Raw genomic sequence first — 19608 nt, forward strand, 5'->3', positions numbered from 1 at the left:
CCCCGAGGCTTCCTTGAACCATCACAGGTGTTCAGGTGCCGTGGTCCCCATTTGCCCGGGACCAAGGTCCCGAACCGGATCTATCGACCGCAGGGCGACCCCGCTCGACACGCCGGCCAAGATGCCCTCGGTCCGGGCCAGTCTGCGGGCAGCGGCTCGGGCTTGCTCGACGTCGACGGTGAGCACCTCGTCGTACACCGTGGGCTCGGCGCCGTACGCGGCGAGTATCGCGCGCCGCTCGACGCTCATGCTCTCGGGCATGGTGAGGGTGAGGCGGTAGCCGCGGGCGGCAGCGACCAAGGCCAGGCCGATGCCGGTGTTGCCGCTGGTGGCCTCCACGATCGAAGAACCGGCAGTGAGCTCCCCGCTGTCCTCGGCTGCCCGGATCATGGCCAGGGCGATGCGGTCCTTGACGCTGCCTCCGGGGTTGTGCGACTCCAGCTTGGCCACCGGCCAGACGGGTAGGTCCGCAGTGAAGCGGGACAGCCACGGCGCCCGGAACGGGACCTATGCCTCTGTCCCGCTGACCCGTGGCCTCTGCACGCTCCAACCCCACGATGACGGCGCCACGGCGCCACGGCAGGAACGGGAGACACACCATGCCAGACGGCGCACACCCCGAATCTCCGCCCGCGATCATCCAGGGTGGGATGGGCGTCGGTGTCTCCGGCTGGCCCCTGGCCCGGGCGGTCGCGCGCACCGGGCAGCTCGGCGTCGTCTCCGGCGTCGCCCTCGACACCCTGCTCGCCCGGCGCCTGCAGACGGGCGACGACGGCGGCCATGTGCGCCGCGCTCTCGCCCATTTCCCGGTTCCCGCCCTCGCCCAGGCCGTCCTGGACCGGTACTTCGTCGCCGGCGGATTGCCCGGCGACCGGCCGATGCGGCCGGTGCCGAGGCTGGGTCTGCGACCCCGGCGACAAGCGCAGCAGCTGGCCGTGGTCGGCAACTTCGTTGAGGTGTGGCTCGCCAAGGACGGCCACGACGGCCCGGTCGGGGTGAACTACCTCGAGAAGATTCAGTTGGCCACCCCGGCGGCGGTGTACGGGGCCATGCTCGCCGGCGCCGACTACGTCCTGATTGGCGCGGGCCTGCCCACCGAGATCCCCCGCCTGCTCGACAGTCTGGCCGCACACCGGCCGGCCCGCCTGCCGGTGACCGTCCACGGCGCACTGCCGGGCGAGGAGCACCACATCACGTTCGACCCCCGCGAGATACTGGGTGAGACGCCGGGTCCGCTGGTCAGGCCACGGTTGCTCGCCATCGTCTCCTCCGCCACCCTGGCGGTCTACCTCGCCCGGGACACGGCCACCCGCCCGGACGGCTTCGTCCTGGAGGCGCCGGTCGCCGGTGGGCACAGCGCCCGTCCACGCGGCCGCCTCGTTCTCGGCGACGACGGTGACCCGGTGTACGGGCCTCGCGACGCCGTCGACGTGCCGAAGGTCGCCGCGCTGGGTCTGCCGTTCTGGCTGGCCGGCGGGCAGAGCAGCCCGCACCGGCTGGTGGCGGCGAGGGCCGCCGGCGCAGCCGGCATCCAGGTCGGTACGGCCTTCGCGCTGTGCCGCGAGTCGGGCATCAACGACGAACTGAAGCGGCGGCTGCGGCGGGACGCGGCCGACGGGACGCTGACCGTGCGCAACGACGTGCGGGCGTCGCCGACCGGATTTCCCTTCAAGCTCGCCGTCCTGCCCGGAACCACCGCCGACGACCAGGTGCACGCCGAGCGGCCCCGGCTGTGCGACCTCGGCTACCTGCGCACCCCCTACCGCCGGGCCACCGGCGCGGTCGGCTACCGCTGCCCGGCCGAACCGGTCGACGAGTACGTGCGCAAGGGCGGTGACGTTGACGACTCCGCCGGCAGCCGGTGCCTGTGCAACGGCCTGATCGCCACGGTCGGCCTCGGTCAGCGGCGCGCCGAGGGCTACCTCGAACCACCGCTGGTGACCCTCGGCCAGGACCTGTCCTTCCTGCCTCACCTCATCCGCGGCGACGAGGACTACACCGCGGCGGACGTCGTGCGGTACCTGCTCGCGGCGGCGCGCTGAGCGGCCGCCCGGCGGAAACCCCCACCACGGCGGGACGTCGGGCCCTGGCGGCCGCGGATCACCGCACCGTAACGTTCGGGCCGGTCACGAGCGCCGGCGTCAAGGTCCGGCTTGCCGGCCGGCAACCCTGCACCGCGGCGGCGTGCGCCCGGGACGCGACGACGTCGAGGAGGTTCAGGCCGGGAGGGGTTGCCGGTGCAGGCGGATCTGCCAGACGTCCGGGCCGTCCTGCAACCATTGGCCGGCGACCTGGCCCGCGTACCGGCTCTCGATCTCGGCCAGCAGCGGCAGCGGGGCATGGGGCGCGACCAGCACCACCGCGGCGTCCGGGGGCAGGGCGTCGAGCGCGGCGAGGACGCGGGCGTGCCGCTCGCCGTGCGGCAGGTCGCGCACGTCGAGGCGAGGGTCGATGGCCAGGGCCGGCGCCTCGGCGCCCGCCCTGGCGGGGTCCCCGCCGCATCCGCAGCCACCGCATCCGCACCCGTCGGCGTCCACGTCGGCGTCCGCGCCGATGATGTCGTGCATGCCGTCGAGCAGCCCGGCCAGCGACACCCCGTCGGCGGCGGCGAGCAGCGGCACGACCAGGTCGTTCTCTTTGGCCAGATGGCTGGCGAAAACAGCCCGCAGGGCGTGCGCGGTGGCCGCCGCCACGACCGGGGAGACCTCGGCCTCCAGGTCGGCGACCAGGGCGGCGATGACCCGGTGCTCCCCCAGCATCCCGTCGATCAGCAGCTTGCCGGCCGGTAGCTCGGCGGCGGCCGGGTACAGGGCCGCCTCCTCGGCGTACGCGTGCGGCAGCAGTTCGTCGTGCAGCCACGACGTCAGACGGTCGCGAAGCTCCCCCACCTGCGTCGGGGCATCGGTCTCGGCGGCTTCGACGAGCCGCGTGACGTGGCCGCTGAGCGCGGCGGCCAGTTCGCTGTGGTGACGCACGACCGCCTCGGCAGCTCGCTGGTCGGCGAGCGCGGACTGTGACATGGAACCCCTCCATAGTTTTGATGGCATCTGACGTTATAACGTTAGACACCATGGAAACACCGCGGACAGGGCCTACCGGCGAGACAATCGACACGCCCCGCCACCGGGCGCTGGGATCGGACAGCCGGGCGAGGATCCTGCGCCTGGTGCGCGCCGCCGGCGGTGGCGTCACCGCCGCCGAGGTCGCGGCCCAGACCGGGCAACACTTGTCCACGACGCGGGCGCACCTGGACCGGCTGACCGAGGCCGGGCTGCTCGTAAAGGCCCGCGCCAGCGGCGGACAGCCGGGCCGTCCGGCATGGCGCTACCGCGCCACGGCGGCGGACCCGGCGCCCGCGCCGTACCGGGCGCTGGCCGCCGCGCTGCTCGATCACGTGTCCGGCGACGCCGGCGACGTGCGCGAGGCCGCCGCGCGTGCGGGCCAGGATTGGGGCCGGCATCTGGCCGCTGCCGTTCCGGATCGTCAGGACCCGGTCGAGTCGGTCGTCTCCGTGCTCGACGGGCTCGGTTTCAGCCCACGCCGCCAGCCGCCGGAGCAGACCGGCGGCACCGAGGTGCACCTGCGCACCTGCCCGTTCCTCGAGCTGGTGGGCCGCAGCCCGGACGCCATGTGCGGGCTGCATCTCGGCGTGGTCAGGGGGATCCTCGAGCGCGACGGCGTGCCGGCCGAGACAGTAGTGCTGGAGCCCTTCGGCGCGCCGTCGGCCTGTGTCGTACGACTTCCGGCGCCGATCGCCCGGCGGCGGCCGTGAGCCGCCCGGCAGGAATCGCGGTCCGATGGCGGCTGCCCCTGCTGGCCGCCGGCGCGGCATCGCTGCTGACCGGTCTGTACGCGGGCCTGTTGCTGCTCGGCGCTCGGGTGCCCGCTCCCGCGGTGGCGCTCGAGCAGGTCCACGGTCCGGTGATGGTGTTCGGCTTCGTCGGCACGCTCATCGCACTGGAACGCGCCGTTGCCCTCGGCGTCCGCTGGGCGCTGCTGGCCCCGGCCTGCTCCGGACTGGGCGGGCTCGTCCTGGTGGCGACCGGACCCACCCTGGCCGGCAAGACGTTGGCCATGGCGGCATCGGTGGTCCTGCTGGGCATCTACCGGGCGCTGTGGCGCCGGCAGCCGAGCGCCGGGCTGCTCGCCCAGGGGTGCGGCGCGTTCGGCTGGTACGCCGCGACGCTGCTGTGGCTGGCCGGGTACGCAGTGGCCGAGATCGTGCCGTGGATGGCGGTGTTCGTAGTGGCGACCATTGCCGGCGAGCGCCTCGAGCCGGCCCACATCGCGCTACGCGACCGTAACGCCGAGCGCTGGTTCCTCGTCGCGCTCGCCGCCGTCCTGGGCGGCGCCACGGCCGGCACGCTGTGGCCTGCGGCCGGTGCACATCTGTTCGGCGCGGGCGTGCTGGCTGTCACGGCGTGGCTCGCCGTCTTCGACGTCGCCCGGCGCACCGTGCGGGCCGAAGGCCTGCCTCGCTACATCGCCGCCGGTCTGCTCGCCGGTTACGGATGGCTGGCCCTGGCCGGGTTGCTCTGGGCCGGCGCAGGGCCCGTTCTGGGGGGGCCGCGCTACGACGCGACGCTGCACGCACTCTTCCTCGGCTTCGTCATGTCGATGATCTTCGTGCACGCGCCAGTGATCTTTCCTGCCGTGCTGCGCCGGCCCCTGCCCTACCACCGGGCGCTCTACGTTCCGCTGGCTCTGCTGCACGCGTCGCTGCTGGTCCGTGTCGTCCTCGGCGACGCGGCCGGGCTGGAACCGGTGTGGCGCGTCGCCGGCGTCGTCAACGTGGCGGCAGTGCTCGCGTTCGCCGCCTGCGCCGTCGCCCTCTGCCTGCGACGGCGGACACCGGCACGAACGGCGCCGCAGGCCGTGGTGGCCCTGTCATGAGCACGACGACGAACCGGCCGGCGCCCGGTGCTCCGGCAGGGCGGGCGGGCTGGCACCGCCGCACGGGGCTGCTGCCACTGGCGTATCTGGCCGCGCTGGTGGTCGTCGGGTTCGTCCACCCGTTACTGCCGGCCTGGCGGTGGCTGGCCATCCATCTGCTCCTGCTCGGCGCGGTCACCAACGCGATCATGGTGTGGAGCGCCCACTTCACCACCGCGGTGCTGCGCTGCCCCGTACCGGCGCGCCGCCGCGGGGAAGCGATGCGTCTCGCCGTACTCAACACCGGCATCGCCGGTGTCCTCGCCGCCGGTGTCACCGACCGGCCCTGGCCCGGCCTTGCCGGCGCGGCGCTGGTGTTCGGCGGGGCTGTCGCGCACCTGCTCTGGCTGACCGCCAGGCTGCGCGCGGCGCTGCCCGCCCGTTTCGCCGTCACCGTGCACTACTACGTCGCCGCCGCGGCGGCCCTGCTCACCGGCGTCCCGGTCGGCGCGTGGATGCTGGTTGTCGACGACGACGGCCGGCCACGGTTGCTGCTGTTCCATGCCCACGTCAATCTGCTCGGCTGGGTGACCCTGACCGTGCTCGGGACGCTGCTCACCTTTTGGCCGACCGTCCTGCGTACCCGCATGGCCGACAGCGCCACTACGGCCGCCCGCCGTGCCCTGCCGGTCGCGGTGACCGGACTGGCGGTGCTCAGCATCGGCGTGCTGGCGTGGTGGCCACAGCCGGCGGCGGGCGGACTGGCGTTGATCGCCCTCGCCGCCGCCCTCACGGCTCGACCGGTCCTGCAGACCGCCCGACGCAAGACACCGGCGTCGTTCGCCGGTTGGTCCATCGCCGCCGCGGGCGGCTGGCTTTTCGTCGCTCTCGCCGTCGACGCCTGGACTCTGCTGTCCGCCGACGGTCCGGCCGCGGCCGCCGATCGCTTCGGCGTCGTCCTGATCCCGCTGCTGGTCGGCTTCGTCGCCCAGACGCTGCTCGGTGCGCTTGCATATTTGCTGCCCATGGCCCTCGGCGGCGGTCCCCTCGCGGTACGGCAGCGCACCGAGCGACTGGATCGGCACTGGGCGCAGCGGGTGGCGATGGCCAACGCCGCGCTGGTCGTGTTTGTCCTGTCGGCACCGCCGTACGTGCGGATCACCACCTCGATGCTGCTTCTCGTCGCGCTGCTGCAGTTCCTCATCCCCGCCGTCCACACCCTGCTCGCCGCCCGGAGACATCCGTGAAACCACCCGCCGCCTCACCGTCCACCGCACCACAACGCCCGCTCGGCGGCGCCGCCGTCGGCATCGCCTTGGTCCTCGTCGCCATCCTGATCGGGGCCGCCGCCCAACGCGTCACCGCCCCGCCGCCCGCCCTCGCCGCCGCAGCCGGCGTGGTGGCGACCGGGCGCACCACCACCGTGGCGGTGACCGCGGACGGGATGCGCTTCCATCCCGACCGCATCACCGTCCCCGCCGGCGACCGGCTGATCATCGAGTTCACCAACCGGGACCGCCGCCGCCACGACCTCGTGCTGGCCACCGGCGCCAAGACCCCGATCGTGGCCGGCGGCGCCACGGCACAGTTGGACGTGGGCGTCATCGGCGGCGCCGTCGAGGGCTGGTGCTCGCTGCCCGGGCACCGCCAGGCCGGCATGGTCCTGACCGTCACTACCACGGCCGCCACCGGAGCAGCCGCGGCCGCCGACCACGAGCACGCCGTCCCGGCGTCCACCGGCTCGCCGTCCCCGCGCCTCGACGCGATGGCCGCACCCGGCGCCGGCTTCACCGCGCACGACGCCGCCGCACCGGCCCGGCCGAGCGGCCGCCTGCACCGCCTCGACCTGCGGGTGCGGGAGGTGCAGCGCGAGGTCGCACCCGGCGTCCGGCAGCAACTGTGGACCTTCAACGGCACCACTCCTGGACCCGTGCTCCGCGGACGCGTCGGCGACACCTTCGAGATCACCCTGATCAACGACGGCAGCATCGACCACGGCGTCGACTTCCACGCTGGCGCGCTCGCTCCCGACGAGCCCATGCGACCGATCGATCCCGGGCGGCGGCTCACCTACCGGTTCACTGCCACCGAAGCCGGCATCTGGATGTACCACTGCTCGACCATGCCGATGCTGCACCACATCGGCAACGGCATGTACGGCGCCGTCATCATCGACCCGCCTGACCTGGCCGCCGTCGACCGCGAATACGTGCTCGTCCAGTCCGAGCTGTATCCCGGGCCCGGCGGCGAGCCCGGCGACCTGGCAAAGATGCAGGCCGAACAGCCCGACGCCGTGGTGTTCAACGGCTACGTCGCCCAGTACGCACACCGGCCGCTGACGGCGCGACCCGGCGACCGGATCCGATTCTGGGTCCTCAACGCCGGCCCGAACCGGACCAGCGCCTTCCATCTCGTCGGCGCCCGCTTCGACACCCTCTACCGGGAAGGTCAATGGCACCTCCGCCCGAGCGACCCCGGCGCGGCGCAGGTCCTCGACCTCGTCCCGGCCGCCGGCGGCTTCGTCGAGACCGTCCTCACCGAACCCGGCCACTACCCGTTCGTCAGCCACGTCATGGTCGACGCCGAACGGGGCGCCCGTGGCGCCGTCACGGTGGAGCGGACCTTACGATGACGATTCCCCGGCCGACGACCGCCACCGCCCTGTCAAGACGCCGCCGGACAGCACGGCAGTACATCCCGCCGCAGCATGGCGCCTGGGCGATGTTGCTTGTGCCCTGGCTCGCCGGGGTGCTGGCCGCCGGTTTTCGCTGGGCGCACCTGCCACTGCTCGGCGCCTGGCTGACCGGCTACCTGTTCACCTACTACGCCCTGCAGGCCATCAAGACCCGGCGCCTGTCCCGGTTCCGGCCGCAACTGCTGCTGTACGGGCCGATCGCCGGCGGACTCGGCGTCCTCACTGTCATCGGGCACCCTCGGGTGCTGGCATACGCACCTGCCTACGCGTGCCTGCTCATGATCAATGCCTACTACGCCCGGATGCGCCGAGAACGGGCCATCGTCAACGACCTCGTCTCAGTGGTGCAGAGCTGCCTCATGGTCCTCGTCGCAGCAACGGTGACCGGCGCCGCCCTCACCCAGTCCCTACCGGCCTTGATCATCGTCCTTCTCTATTTCACCGGCACGGTGCTGTACGTCAAGACCATGATTCGCGAACGGAACAATCCCGCCTACTATCGCATTTCGGTGATCTACCATGTGCTCGGGTTCGTCGCGGCGGCCTGCCTCGGCGCCATGCCTGCGACGGTGTTCGCCATCCTCCTTGCCCGCGCGGCTGCCTTCCCCCGCTACCGGCTGACACCCAAGCACGTCGGCATGATGGAAATCGGGACCGCTGTGCTCGTGCTGATCGCTGCCGTGACCGTCTGACAGGGATATCAACATGCCGGAACGTGCGGCCGTCATCGGTGGAGGGATCGCCGGGCCGGCGGCTGCGGTGCGCATCCGCGACCGCGCATCATGGACACCCAGATCGTCCCGTACGAGCAGAGTGAGGCCCTCGGCGGCAAGTTGCGCACCGGTGAGCCGACCGGCACCCCCGTGGAACGCGGCGGCGAGTCCTTCCTGATGGGCTTTCGGCGGGCTGCGATCTCATTTTCGGAAGGTGCGCCGGTAGGTGTCAGGCGGTATTCCCACGGTCCGCCGGAAGTGGCGGCGCAGGGTTGTTGCCGTGCCCATGCCGGAGGCGGAGGCGATGGTGTCGATGCCGTCGTCGGTGGTTTCCAGCAGTTCCTGCGCGCGGCGGATCCGCTGGGTGAGCAGCCACTGCAGCGGGGTGGTACCGGTGACCGAGTGGAAGTGGCGCGCCAGCTGGCGTGAGCTCATGGTGGCCTGACGGGCCAGGTCCTCCACGGTCAGCGGCTGGTCCAGCCGCTGCATTGTCCAGCCCAGCAGCTCGGTCAGGCGGTGGTCGTGGTGGGCCGGCACGGGTGTCATGACGAATTGGGCCTGACCGCCGGCCCGGTGCGGCGGCACGACGAGACGGCGGGCGACGAGGTTGGCGATGGCCGAGCCGTGGTCGCGGCGTACCAGGTGCAGGCACAGGTCCATCGCGGCGGCTTTGCCGGCGGAGGTGAGCACTCTGCCGTTGTCGACGTAGAGCACATCCGGGTCGACCTGCACCCGCGGGTGACAGGCAGCGAGCTGGTCGGTATGAGCCCAGTGGGTAGTGGCGCGCAGTCCGTCGAGCAGGCCGGCGGCGGCGAGCACGAACGCGCCGGTGCACAGCGAGACCGTCCGAGCCCCTGACTCGTGGGCTGTGCGTACCGCCTCGACCAGGTCTGCCGGGATGTCGTGGATATCGGCCAGGGCAGGGACGATCACGGTGTCGGCTCGTGTCAGCCGGTCAAGTCCGCTGTCCGGGTCCACCCGGAAAAGGCCGGCGTGTACGGCTTGTGTGCCGCAGATGGAGACGTCGTACCAGGGGACCTGCACGGCGTCCGGGGCGTGACCGAAGACCTCGTGAGCCAGGGCCAGCTCGAAATGCAGCATCCCGTCGGTCATGGCGATGGCGACAGAATGCGGAGCGGAGCTCATGTCCGAAATTGTACGGGGGATGTCGTTCCAGACACTGGGCCACGGTTGCCGGGTCGGCCAGGGTTACCGGGGAGTTCACCTCGAGCGTCAGGAGCGGTTGTGGGAGCAGGTCGAAACGTGGCGGTGTACGGGGCCTACGGGCACACCGGGCAGTTCGTGGTCGCGGAGTTGCTCGAACGGGAACTCGTTCCGCTGCTCCTCGGCCGTGACCGGGACAAGCTGCAAGCCTTGGCACGGCAGTGGCCGGCTCTCGAGACACGGCAGGCCTCGGTCGACAACGCGGCCCAGCTCGATCGCGCTCTGCGCGGCGCGGTGGCCGTCATCAACTGCGCCGGGCCGTTCGCCACGACCGCCGCACCACTCGTCGAGGCGGCTGTGCGCGCCAGTCTTCCGTACGTCGACGTGGCGGCCGAAATCGAGGCGAACCGCGACACTTTCGCCATGTTCGCGGAACGCGCCGCCGCCGCGGGCACCATCGTGGTTCCGGCGATGGCCTTCTTCGGCGGCCTCGGCGATCTGCTGGTCACGACCGCGATGGGCGACTGGACGGCGGCGGACTCGGCGCACATCGCGTACGGCCTGAGCAGCTGGCATCCGACAACCGGCACACTCGTCGCGGGAACGGTTTCGGGCCGGCGACGAGGAGGCCGACGAGTCCGCTACACCGGCGGGCGGCTGCAGTATCACGACGAAGCACTGCCGACCGTGCGGTGGCCGTTCCCAGCTCCGCTCGGCCCCCAGGATGTCATCGCCGAGTTCACCATGGCCGACGTCGTCACCATTCCCAGCCACCTGGACATCCCGGAGGTGCGCACCTACATGACCGTCAAGGCGGCAGCAGATCTCTCCGCTCCGGACGCCTCGGCACCACTCGCCGTCGACGAGCGGGGTCGCTCCGCCCAGACCTTCGTCATTGACGCCCTCGTCCACTTCGGCGGCGAACAGCGCCGCGTGGTCGCTTCCGGTCAGGACATCTACGCCATCAGCGCGCCACTCGCAGTCGAAGCCGTCGACCGCATCCTGACCGGCCGCACCAAGACCACCGGCGTCACGTCCGCAGGCGCCGCCTTCGATGCCCCGGACTTTCTCCGCGCCCTGTCCTCACACCTGAAACTGGTTCTCCCGTTCGAAGCGCGCGGCTGACCAAGCGCATTCATCTCGCACTGGCACAGTGCGGGACGTCCACAACCACGGGACAGTCCGTAGCCAACCTCCTGGTGCTGGTGAATGCGTGCGATCAACCGCCGTCGACCGTACGGGACTGGTCCAATTGAGCGCCCAGGTCGTGGAGCCGCAGTGCCACCTGCAGTTGCAGGGCCCGGTCGGGAGCGCGCCAGCCCGTTCCGAGAACGCCCTCGACCCGGTCGAGTCTTTTCAGCAGGGTGTTCACGTGCACGTGGAGCGCGGCGGCGGTTCGGGTGATGTTGCCGGCGTTGCCGAAGTAGGCCGACAAGGTGGCCACCAGTTGCGTCGACCGTCGCGCGTCGTGGGCGAGGAGCGGTGTCAACGCATTGTCGAGGAACCGGTGCAGGTCGGTCGCGCGGTCGGTGTCGAACAGCAGGGCGAACATCGCGTACGGCTCGGTGGTGGACCCCTGATCGGTCACGCCCAGGATTCGCATGAGATCGCAGCATTTGCCGGCCATGTCGAACGCCGGTCCCCAGCGGTGGCCGGTGACCGCCTCGGCGACGACTCGCACCGGCGATCCGAGCTCCTGGCGAAGGCGACCGTGCACTGTCGCCGCGAGCCGCGCGGGGTCCGATGTCGTGGCGAGCAGCGCGGCGCGGCCGAGATGTTCGCCGGCGAGCCCTTTCCATTCCGAGGAGAGTGCGTAGAGGCGCCGGCTGACCTCCGGCACGCTCTTCGTCTCGGACTGCGCCACGACGATGACGTTCAGCGCGGCGAGGTCGATGCCGCGGGCGTGCGCCCGGGCGCGCTGGGCGGGGGTCAGCGGTGGCGCCGAGACGAGCAGTTCGGTCAGCAGTTCGCCGCTGACGCGTTCCTCGGCTTCCGCGACGGCGGTCTCCTTGAGAATGAGCAGGCCCATGATCTGAGCCGCACGCTCGAGGGTGCGTATCTCGACCGGGTTGGGCTCCTGGCGCCGGCTGAGCAGGAGCGCGCCGAGGTGGGTGTCACCGGCTTGGATCGCGGCCGCGCTGTGCCACAGGCCAGTGCTGTCGGTGGTCGTCGCCCATCGGCCGGACTGCCGGGCCTGCTCCACCGCGTCCGGTGACCGCCGCCGCGCGGCTTGCTCATGGTCCGGATCGGGCGAGCAGCGGGCGGTGATGGCACCGGCCCGGTCGAAGACCGTGACAGCCCCCTGCAGGTGGTCGACCAGCAGCCGGGCGATGTCGTCGGCGCCGCCTCCGGTCAGCACCACACGGGTGAGCGATTCGTGTACGGCCTGGGCCTTTTCCATCATCGCCACCTGCCGCTCGATGGTGCGATAGGCGGCCCGGCTTTCGTCGTACAACCGGGCGTTGTTCAACGCGATGGCCGCGTGGTCGGCGAAGGCGCTGAGAAGCGCGACCTCGTCCGGTTCGAAAGGCCGTTCGGTGCGGTCGGCGGCGAACAGGACGCCGATGACCTCTTCGCCGACCAGCAGGGGTACGCCGAGCAGCGCGACCATGCCCTCCGGAACGACGAGGCCGTCGAACGTCCGGTCGTGCGGGACGTCGCCGGCCTTGAGGTAGTTGCTGACCCAGGCCGGCGCGCCGGTCGCGATGACCAGGCCGCCGACGCCGGTGCCGGACGGAACCCGGGCGTGGTTGAACGCCGGGGAAATGGTGCCCTCGGACGCCTTCAGCGTCAGCTCGCCGTCCGCGCCGAGCAGCGAGAGGTACGTGAAGTCGGTGCCGATCAGTTCGTGGGCCTGGTGCACGATCGATTCCAGGACCGCGTCCAGTTCCCCGAGGGCGGTCAGCGACCGGGCGGTCGCGTACAGGGAGCTGAGCTCGCGTTCCCGGCGGATCCGGTAGGACGCGAGATCGAGGCTTGACGGGCGGGCTCCGGGTTCGTCGTTCATCTCCGGCCGCTCCTCTCCGGGTGTACGTCTTGCCCACCGTAACGCCCCGAACAGTGTGGTGATCTTCTCTCACCGGCGGCTCCCGGCGCACCTAGAGTTCGCCCAAGCGGGGGTGTGACGGGCCTCACAGACGAGGCGTGAATCAGGAGCTGCTCATGATCCAGTCAGTGTTGTCACATCAGCTCGGACAGCCGGGAAGCCGCCTGCCGGTCACGATTAAGCTCGCCGGGGCGCTTGCCGGCGTCCTGCTCGCCACAGCCGCCTGCGGCGGCGGCTCTTCCGACGGTGGCGACACCTCCGGCACGGCGGGGCTCAAGGGCAAGACCGTCAACTTCGTCGGGTACGGCAAGGACAACCCCTGGGGCGCCTACTTCAACGGCGTCTTCGTCCCCAAACTCGAGTCCCAGGGCGTGAAGGTCGTCGACCTCACGACGATGGACCCGGGCACCGCGGTGACCAACTTCAACCAGGCCATCTCCAACAAGCCCGACCTGATCGTCGCCGCTCTCCTCGACACGTCGTCGACCGTGGTGCCGATCAAGAAGGCCAAGCAGGCCGGCATTCCGGTGCTCGTCTTCGACGGGCGTCCTGACCCCTCGGTCGACGGGGACGTCATGCAGGTGCTCTCCGACAATGAGGCGCTCGGCACGGCGGCCGCGCAGAACCTGGTCGAGGGCCTGAAGGCGCAGGGCCGCACCTCCGGCAACATCATCGCGATCACCGGCACCAAGTCCGGCTTCGCCGCCCAGGACCGGGTGAAGGCCTTCGACGCCGAGCTGGCGAAGACGCCGGAATACAAGGTGGTGGACATCCAGGACGGCAACTGGGATCCCACGCTTTCCGGCAAGATCGCCACGCAGCTCTTCGCCAAGTACGGCTGCTCGGGCATCCAGGGCGCCTACGGCATGGCGGACTACCAAGCGCTTCCGATCGTCGCGGCGGCCAAGCAGGCCGGCTGCCCGGTGGGCGGCAAGGACGGCCTCATCGTCACCGGCAGCAACTGCTTCAAGGCCGGTATCGACGCCATCAAGGCCGGCACGCTCTACGGCACCGCGACCGAGGACCCCGGCACGATCGCCGAGCAGACCGCCGACTACGTGATCCGGTACTTCAACCAGCAGAACCCTCCGGCCAAGGAGCTCGTCAAGGAGGAGCGGGTGACCGCCAAGAACGTGGCGCAGTTCGAGGAACAGTGCAGCAAGGCATGAGTCCGGGCGGCGAGGAACTGGTCCGCGCGGACGATCTCACCAAGAGCTTCGGCAGCACCCGGGCCGTGCGCGGGGCGTCCTTCGGCATCGCCGCCGGCGAGATCCACGCGTTGTGCGGGCACAACGGCGCCGGCAAGAGCACTGTTGTCAAGATGCTGTCCGGACAGGAGACGCCGGACTCGGGCGCGATCCGTATCGGCGGCGGCGTGCTCGACCTGCGCAGCCGGCAGGTGGCGCAGCGCAGCGGAATCGCCCTCGTCGACCAGGAACTGAGCGTCGTGCCCTCCCTCACTGTCGCCGAAAACCTCGTGCTGGGCGACCAACGGGCGCGCTGGCTCAACCGGCGGCGTGCCTCCGGGCCCTGGTTGCGCAGCCTGCTCGACAACGTCGGGCTGGGTCATGTCGATCTCGATCAGCCGCTGTCCGAGCTCGGCATCGGCGAGCGGCAGCTCATCGAGATCGCACGGGCCCTCGGCCAGGACGCTCGGTTGCTCATCCTCGACGAACCGACAGCCACGCTCAGCGACGTCGAGAGCGAGTACGTCTATGCGGCGGTCCGCGCCGTGGCGGCGGCCGGCCGCGCCGTTCTCTTCGTCTCGCACCGGCTCGGCGAGGTGCTCGGGCTCTGCGACCGGGTCACCGTCATGCGCGACGGCGCGGTGGTGGCGACCACCGCGGTGGCGGACCTGACCATCGACTCTCTCATCGTCCAGATGCTCGGCGAAGCGCCGCACCGGTCCCGCAAGCGAACCGGACGTGAGGCGGGCAAGCCGGACGAGATGCTGTCCGTCGGCGGGCTGTCGGTTCCCGGCCGGGTCGAGAACTTCAGCCTCGGGCTCCGGCCGGGCCGGGTGTACGCCCTGGCCGGCCAACTCGGGTCCGGAGCCTCCGAGGTGCTGCGCGCGACCGCCGGCCTTGTCCCGGCGGCGACCGGCGACATCAAGGTCGACGGGGTCGTGGTTCGTCCCGGGCATCCGATCGCCGCGACCCGGGCCGGCATCGTGTTCGTCTCCAACGACCGCAAGTCCGAAGGGCTGTTCCTCGACAAACCGATCAGCTGGAACCTGCTCGCCACCCGCCTGCCCGGGGTGACCCGCTGGGGCGTACTCGACCGGCAACGATGGTCGGCCGCCCTGACCGATCTCGTCAGCCTGTGCGGCCTCGACGGCAAGCGCACCGGCGACAGCGTGCGCTCGCTGAGCGGTGGCAACCAGCAGAAGGTCTTCGTCGGACGTGGTCTCGGCCGCGCCGACACCCGCGTGCTGCTGCTCGACGATCCCACCCGCGGGGTCGACGTGGGCGGCCGCGCCGCGATCCACCGGCTGCTCCGCGACGCCGCCGACCGGGGCATGGCCGTGCTGTTCAGCTCGACCGACCTCGAGGAGCTGCTGGACCTCGCCGACGTCGTGGTCACCATGCACAAGGGCGTGGTCGTGCGGCGTCACGACGGCGACGTGGCCGGCTCCGTGCTGCTCCGGGAGATGACGCACGGCGCCGCGACCACGGCGGAGGAACGCCGATGAACGTCATGTCGGCCCGGCCACGTTCCGCCGCGCCGATCCGCCGGCCCGGCCTCGTCGTCGACGGGGTCCTGCTGCTTGCCGTGCTGGCGGCGATCGTGCTGGCCCTGACGACCGACCGTTTCCTGACGGTGGCCAACGCCAAGGCCATCTTGACCTCGGCCAGCCTCGTCGGCATCGCGGCGCTCGGGCTGACCCTGATCACCATCGGCGGATCCGCGGTCTCGCTCGCCATCTCGCCCAGCGTGGCCGCCGTCGGGATGATCTTCTTGTCGGCGCAGTCGCTCGGCCTGATTCCGGCCCTGGTGCTCGCCGTTGCGTGCGGAACCCTGATCACCGGACTGCAGGGGGCGGTCGTCGGCTACGCCGGGGCGAACCCGGTGATCCTGACCATCGCGGCCAGTTTCGCCATCACCGGCATCGCGACCGGCGTCAGCGGCGGCTCGACGGTCTCGCCCACCGCAAGCGGGTACGACCATCTGAACGCGACGCCGGGCGGCGTGGCGCTCAGCGTGTACGTCCTGATCGCGCTGGCTCTGATCGTGGAATGGACGCTGCGGCGGACCGGCTTCGGGCGCTCGCTCTACCTCATCGGCGAGAACCGCCGCGCGGCCCGGGCCGCCGGCCTGCCGGTCGGCCGGACGACCGCCGTGGCCTGGGTCGGTGCGGGTGCCTTGTTCGCGGTCACCGCGGCGTTCACCGCCGCCTTCAACACCTCGGCCAACGTGAACCTCGGTGGCACGCTCACCTTCGACGCCATCGCGGCGGTGCTGGCCGGCGGTACCGCGATCGCCGGCGGGCGTGGCTCCGCCTTACGCACGCTCGCGGGCGCGGTGCTCATCGCCGCCGCGTCCGACATCCTGCTGCTGCGCGGCTATTCGACCGGGGTCCAGATCATGGTCAAGGGAGTCATCGTGCTGGTCGTGGTCGTCACCGTGCACCTGCGTACCCGAGGGAGCCGCGCATGAGAGCCGGACGGCCCGAGGCCTCGCTGCCGATGGCGGCCCTCGTCATCACGGTCATCGCGTTCGTGTTCGTCCCCACGTACACCGACTCGGCCCTCACCTCGTTCGACGTCTACAACACGTTCCAGATCCTGGCCCGGCTGGGCCTGCTCACCCTTGCGCTGGGACTGACGATGATCGCCGGCGAGTTCGATCTGTCGGTCGTGGGAACGTACGCGGTCGGCGGGATGCTGACCGTTCAGGCCGGCCAGCAGCACTGGGCGTGGGGACTGCTCGCCGCGTTGGGTGCCGGCGCGGCGATCGGTCTCCTCCAAGGCGGGCTGATCGCACGCCTGAAGATCCCGTCGATGCCGGTGACCCTGGCGACCTACATCGCGCTGCTGGGGCTCACCAGCGCGATGTCCGGCGGACTCACCAAGACTTACTCCAACGCAACCGTGACGCTCTGGGTTGACCAGAGCATCCTCACGTACTTCTCGCCGCGCAGCCTGATCACGCTGGGCCTGTTCGTCGTGGCGGCGGCCGTCCTGTCACTGAGCCGCTGGGGCCGCGAACTTCGCGCGATCGGCGGCGACCGGCGCGCCGCCCGCGTCGCCGGGGTCCGGGTCGACCGGCTGATCGTGGGCACCTTCGTGGCCTCCGGCGTGCTGTCCGCGCTCGGCGGGTCGCTGCTGAGCTTCAGCCTCGGTTCGGCCAATCCCGATCCCGGCGTCCAGCCGCTGATCGTGGCGACCGCCGCGGCTCTGCTGGGCGGCGTCTCCCTCGCCGGTGGCCGTGGCCATCCGCTGGGGTTGCTCGCCGGGATCCTGGCCGTCGCGCTGCTCGCCGAGATCGTGGCGGTGGCCGCCGTGCCGCAGTACGTGTCGCAGCTCTTCTTCGCGGGCCTCCTCGGGATCATCGTCGTCATCGACGCACCCGATCTGCACAGCGCGCTCGTGCGGCTACGGACCCGCCTGCGGTCGTCCCCCCACCCTCGTACCTCGATCCAGGAGAGCGCCGATGTCTGAACTCACCCTGCTCTACTCCGACCTCCGGTTCCCCGAGGGCGCCCGCTGGCACGACGGCCGCCTCTGGTTCTCCGACATGCACACCGGACAGGTGTTCCGGGCCGACCCGGCGGCGCGGACGCTCGAGGAGGTGACGGTTGTCGAGGACCAGCCGTCCGGGCTCGGCTGGCTACCGGACGGCTCCCTGCTGGTGAGCTGCATGATCGACCGCAAGGTCCGGCGGCTGGACCCGGACGGCAAGCTGAGCGTCTTCGCGGACCTTTCGGATCTCACCGACGCGCCCGTCAACGACCTGGTCACCGACGATCGCGGCCGGACCTTCCTCGGCGGCTTCGGGTACGACCTCTACGCCGATGCTCCGCAGCGACCCGGTCCGATCTTCCGGATCGACGCCGGCGGCCACGTCGCCCTGGCCGAGAACGACATGGTCTTCCCGAACGGCATGGTCGTTCTGCCCGGCACGTCGACCCTGGTGGTGGCCGAGACCTGGGCGGCCCGGCTGACCGCGTTCGACGTCGGCGAGCACGGCGATCTGACCGGCAAACGCACGTGGGCCGAGCTGCCGCCCGGGTCGACACCCGACGGGATCTGCGTGGACGGTTCCGGGGCGATCTGGGTCTCCTCCATCGCGACCTCCCAGTTCCTGCGGGTCGAGGCGGGCGGCCGGGTCACCCGGACGATCGACGTCGAGGGACGGTGCGCCACCGACTGCGTGCTCGGCGGGCCGGACGGAACGACGCTCTTCCTCCTGACCTCGAACAGCTGGCAACCGTCCGAGACCACCGGACGGGCGGGGCGGGTCGAGGTGGTCGAGACCGGCGAGGAGCCTTCCTGATGCGTGGGTTGATGCAGGATCGCCCGCTGACCGTCCCGGCGCTGCTGTCGCGGGTCGAGACCCAGTTCGGCCACAAGCGGATCGTCACCGGTGGCGTCACCGAGACCGTGGCCACGTGGCGTGCGGTGGCCCCGCGCGTGCGCCGGCTGGTGCGGGCCCTGGAGAGCCTGCGGGTGCCGGCCGGGGCGTGTGTCGGCACGTTCGCCTGGAACAGCCAGCGGCACGTCGAGCTGTACCTCGCGATTCCCAGCTCCGGACGGATCCTGCACACGGTCAACCACCGGCTCTACGGCGAGCAGATCACGTTCATCGTCAACGACGCCGCCGACGACGTCCTGTTCGTCGACCGCACGATCCTGCCGGTGATCTGGCCACTGGTGGCGTCGTTCACCTCCGTACGGCACGTGATCGTGATGGACGACGGCGGCGACATGCCGCTGCCGGACGACCCGCGCGTGCTCGACTACGAGGAACTCCTCGCCGGGCAGGACGACGGGCCCCTCGAGCTCGTGATCGACGACGAGAACCTCGCCGCCTCGCTGTGCTACACGTCGGGGACGACGGGCAATCCCAAAGGAGTCCTCTACAGCCACCGGTCGATCGTGTTGCACAGCCTGCTGCTGCTCGGCGCGGACGTCTTCGCGCTGAGCGAACGCGACGTCGTGGCGCCGATCGTGCCCATGTTCCACGTGAACGCCTGGGGACTTCCGTACGCCGCCATGCAGAGCGGCTCCGACCTGGTCCTGCCCGGACCGCTGCGGGCGCCCGAAGATCTGGCTTCGCTGCTGTCCCGGCACCGGGTCACCTTCAGCGCGGGCGTCGCGACCGTGTGGCGCGATCTGGTCCCGGTGCTCGGCCGCCACGACCTCAGCAGCCTCCGGCACGTCGCGTGCGGGGGCGGCGCCGTCGACGACGCGCTGTCCACCGCCTACGAGAAAGCGATCGGGAGACCGCTGACCAACGCGTGGGGGATGACCGAGACCAGTCCCGTCGTCACCACCTCCCGTCTGGCAACCCACCACGACGGGCTCGACGGCGACGCTCGCCGGCGCCTGCTCGGCACTCCAGGCCCGGCCGTGCCGCTGACCGAGCTCCGCGTCGTCGGCGACGACGGTGTGGAACAGCCATGGGACGGGCGAAGCCAGGGCGAGCTGCAGGTCGCCGGCGCGACCATCGCCGGCGCCTACTTCGGCTCGGACACCGGGGCCGACGCGTTCACCACCGACGGCTGGCTGCGTACCGGCGACGTGGCGACGATCGACGCCTGGGGGTATCTGCGGATCGTGGACCGCTCCAAGGACCTGGTGAAGTCCGGCGGGGAGTGGATCTCCTCGGTCGCGCTCGAGAACGCGGTCATGGCCGACCCGCGGGTCAAGGAGGCGGCCGTGATCGGCGTGACCGACCCCCGCTGGGGCGAACGGCCGGTGGCGTGCGTCGTGCCGGCCGACGGAGTGGATCTGACCCCCGACGACGTACGGGATTTCCTGCGCGGCCGGGTCGCGTCGTGGTGGATCCCCGAACGCGTCGAGATCCTGACCGAGATACCCAAGACCGCCACCGGCAAGTGGTCGAAACAGACGCTACGTCAACGGTTCGCCGACTCGGCGACCGACACCCACTGA

At 71.2% G+C, this 19608-nt stretch carries 17 protein-coding genes, 1 pseudogene and 1 riboswitch; of the genes and pseudogenes, 14 read left to right on the top strand and 4 right to left on the bottom strand.

From position 1 onward, the window contains the following. Window positions 1-21: 21 nt before the first annotated feature. On the bottom strand, window positions 22-486 hold the full coding sequence (locus C8E87_RS46900) for a pyridoxal-phosphate dependent enzyme (RefSeq protein ID WP_133871548.1): 465 nt from the start codon (window positions 484-486) through the stop codon (window positions 22-24). A 113-nt stretch (window positions 487-599) separates the two neighbouring features. Here C8E87_RS46900 and C8E87_RS02310 point away from each other — a divergent pair, with 113 nt between their 5' ends. Beyond that, window positions 600-2042: a nitronate monooxygenase gene (locus C8E87_RS02310; RefSeq protein WP_133871549.1), complete on the top strand. Its 1443-nt coding sequence runs from the start codon at window positions 600-602 to the stop codon at window positions 2040-2042. A gap of 83 nt (window positions 2043-2125) precedes the next feature. Beyond that, a riboswitch (SAM riboswitch) is annotated at window positions 2126-2202 on the top strand. 14 nt (window positions 2203-2216) lie between these two features. Here C8E87_RS02310 and C8E87_RS02315 read toward each other — a convergent pair. After that, entirely contained in the window at window positions 2217-3020 is an 804-nt protein-coding gene (locus C8E87_RS02315) for a DUF2249 domain-containing protein (protein WP_133871550.1), read from the bottom strand. A 50-nt stretch (window positions 3021-3070) separates the two neighbouring features. On the opposite strand from C8E87_RS02315, the gene C8E87_RS02320 reads away from it, so the two are divergent. The 6 genes and pseudogenes from C8E87_RS02320 to C8E87_RS45185 all read left to right on the top strand — a co-directional run. After that, window positions 3071-3772 (top strand): helix-turn-helix transcriptional regulator, encoded by a 702-nt coding sequence (locus tag C8E87_RS02320; protein ID WP_133871551.1) that lies wholly within the window; start codon window positions 3071-3073, stop codon window positions 3770-3772. Next, window positions 3769-4893, top strand: coding sequence for a DUF8744 domain-containing protein (locus C8E87_RS02325; protein WP_239080395.1), 1125 nt, complete (start codon window positions 3769-3771; stop codon window positions 4891-4893). Before C8E87_RS02320 ends, C8E87_RS02325 begins: the two co-directional genes overlap by 4 nt. Continuing rightward, a complete protein-coding gene (locus C8E87_RS02330) occupies window positions 4890-6119 on the top strand; it encodes a hypothetical protein (RefSeq protein WP_133871552.1) in 1230 nt (409 codons plus the stop codon). The genes C8E87_RS02325 and C8E87_RS02330 overlap by 4 nt, the downstream gene beginning before the upstream one ends. Beyond that, a complete protein-coding gene (locus tag C8E87_RS02335; RefSeq protein WP_133871553.1) occupies window positions 6116-7504 on the top strand; it encodes a multicopper oxidase domain-containing protein in 1389 nt (462 codons plus the stop codon). The genes C8E87_RS02330 and C8E87_RS02335 overlap by 4 nt, the downstream gene beginning before the upstream one ends. After that, a complete protein-coding gene (locus tag C8E87_RS02340) occupies window positions 7501-8259 on the top strand; it encodes a YwiC-like family protein (RefSeq protein ID WP_133871554.1) in 759 nt (252 codons plus the stop codon). Before C8E87_RS02335 ends, C8E87_RS02340 begins: the two co-directional genes overlap by 4 nt. Window positions 8260-8272: 13 nt before the next feature. Further along, window positions 8273-8460: pseudogene (locus tag C8E87_RS45185) on the top strand (NAD(P)-binding protein); the annotation flags it as partial. Between the two features lie 21 nt (window positions 8461-8481). On the opposite strand, the gene C8E87_RS02350 reads toward C8E87_RS45185, so the two are convergent. Further along, the gene (locus tag C8E87_RS02350) at window positions 8482-9426 is read right to left on the bottom strand and encodes a helix-turn-helix domain-containing protein (protein ID WP_133871555.1); all 945 of its coding nucleotides are present in this window, start codon (window positions 9424-9426) and stop codon (window positions 8482-8484) included. Window positions 9427-9525: 99 nt separating this feature from the next. On the opposite strand from C8E87_RS02350, the gene C8E87_RS02355 reads away from it, so the two are divergent. Continuing rightward, window positions 9526-10569, top strand: coding sequence for a saccharopine dehydrogenase NADP-binding domain-containing protein (locus C8E87_RS02355; RefSeq protein ID WP_133871556.1), 1044 nt, complete (start codon window positions 9526-9528; stop codon window positions 10567-10569). Window positions 10570-10663: 94 nt separating this feature from the next. On the opposite strand, the gene C8E87_RS02360 is transcribed toward C8E87_RS02355, so the two are convergent. Next, window positions 10664-12451 (bottom strand): helix-turn-helix domain-containing protein, encoded by a 1788-nt coding sequence (locus C8E87_RS02360; protein ID WP_133871557.1) that lies wholly within the window; start codon window positions 12449-12451, stop codon window positions 10664-10666. 155 nt (window positions 12452-12606) lie between these two features. Here C8E87_RS02360 and C8E87_RS02365 point away from each other — a divergent pair, with 155 nt between their 5' ends. Genes C8E87_RS02365 through C8E87_RS02390 form a run of 6 tightly spaced genes read left to right on the top strand, consistent with a single transcriptional unit; the run spans window position 12607 to window position 19608 of the window. Further along, the gene (locus tag C8E87_RS02365; protein WP_133871558.1) at window positions 12607-13659 is read left to right on the top strand and encodes a sugar ABC transporter substrate-binding protein; all 1053 of its coding nucleotides are present in this window, start codon (window positions 12607-12609) and stop codon (window positions 13657-13659) included. Further along, window positions 13656-15182, top strand: coding sequence for a sugar ABC transporter ATP-binding protein (locus C8E87_RS02370; RefSeq protein WP_133871559.1), 1527 nt, complete (start codon window positions 13656-13658; stop codon window positions 15180-15182). The genes C8E87_RS02365 and C8E87_RS02370 overlap by 4 nt, the downstream gene beginning before the upstream one ends. Further along, window positions 15179-16147 carry an ABC transporter permease gene (locus C8E87_RS02375; RefSeq protein ID WP_133871560.1) on the top strand — a complete coding sequence of 323 codons (969 nt, stop codon included), beginning with the start codon at window positions 15179-15181 and terminating at the stop codon, window positions 16145-16147. The genes C8E87_RS02370 and C8E87_RS02375 overlap by 4 nt, the downstream gene beginning before the upstream one ends. Continuing rightward, window positions 16144-17151, top strand: a complete 1008-nt coding sequence (locus tag C8E87_RS02380) for an ABC transporter permease (protein ID WP_133871561.1) — start codon at window positions 16144-16146, stop codon at window positions 17149-17151. Before C8E87_RS02375 ends, C8E87_RS02380 begins: the two co-directional genes overlap by 4 nt. After that, on the top strand, window positions 17144-17986 hold the full coding sequence (locus tag C8E87_RS02385; protein ID WP_133871562.1) for an SMP-30/gluconolactonase/LRE family protein: 843 nt from the start codon (window positions 17144-17146) through the stop codon (window positions 17984-17986). Before C8E87_RS02380 ends, C8E87_RS02385 begins: the two co-directional genes overlap by 8 nt. Then, the gene (locus tag C8E87_RS02390; RefSeq protein ID WP_133871563.1) at window positions 17986-19608 is read left to right on the top strand and encodes a long-chain fatty acid--CoA ligase; all 1623 of its coding nucleotides are present in this window, start codon (window positions 17986-17988) and stop codon (window positions 19606-19608) included. The genes C8E87_RS02385 and C8E87_RS02390 overlap by 1 nt, the downstream gene beginning before the upstream one ends.

It is taken from the genome of Paractinoplanes brasiliensis (assembly GCF_004362215.1).
In the GTDB taxonomy this organism is placed as follows: domain Bacteria; phylum Actinomycetota; class Actinomycetes; order Mycobacteriales; family Micromonosporaceae; genus Actinoplanes; species Actinoplanes brasiliensis.

Bases quoted from the DNA above. Each gene is read 5' to 3' on its own strand.
- C8E87_RS02310 (WP_133871549.1), top strand. From the start codon at position 600: ATGCCAGACGGCGCACACCCCGAATCTCCGCCCGCGATCATCCAGGGT.
- C8E87_RS02315 (WP_133871550.1), bottom strand. From the start codon at position 3,020: ATGTCACAGTCCGCGCTCGCCGACCAGCGAGCTGCCGAGGCGGTCGTG.
- C8E87_RS02320 (WP_133871551.1), top strand. From the start codon at position 3,071: ATGGAAACACCGCGGACAGGGCCTACCGGCGAGACAATCGACACGCCC.
- C8E87_RS02330 (WP_133871552.1), top strand. From the start codon at position 4,890: ATGAGCACGACGACGAACCGGCCGGCGCCCGGTGCTCCGGCAGGGCGG.
- C8E87_RS02340 (WP_133871554.1), top strand. From the start codon at position 7,501: ATGACGATTCCCCGGCCGACGACCGCCACCGCCCTGTCAAGACGCCGC.
- C8E87_RS02350 (WP_133871555.1), bottom strand. From the start codon at position 9,426: ATGAGCTCCGCTCCGCATTCTGTCGCCATCGCCATGACCGACGGGATG.
- C8E87_RS02360 (WP_133871557.1), bottom strand. From the start codon at position 12,451: ATGAACGACGAACCCGGAGCCCGCCCGTCAAGCCTCGATCTCGCGTCC.
- C8E87_RS02365 (WP_133871558.1), top strand. From the start codon at position 12,607: ATGATCCAGTCAGTGTTGTCACATCAGCTCGGACAGCCGGGAAGCCGC.
- C8E87_RS02370 (WP_133871559.1), top strand. From the start codon at position 13,656: ATGAGTCCGGGCGGCGAGGAACTGGTCCGCGCGGACGATCTCACCAAG.
- C8E87_RS02375 (WP_133871560.1), top strand. From the start codon at position 15,179: ATGAACGTCATGTCGGCCCGGCCACGTTCCGCCGCGCCGATCCGCCGG.
- C8E87_RS02380 (WP_133871561.1), top strand. From the start codon at position 16,144: ATGAGAGCCGGACGGCCCGAGGCCTCGCTGCCGATGGCGGCCCTCGTC.
- C8E87_RS02385 (WP_133871562.1), top strand. From the start codon at position 17,144: ATGTCTGAACTCACCCTGCTCTACTCCGACCTCCGGTTCCCCGAGGGC.
- C8E87_RS02390 (WP_133871563.1), top strand. From the start codon at position 17,986: ATGCGTGGGTTGATGCAGGATCGCCCGCTGACCGTCCCGGCGCTGCTG.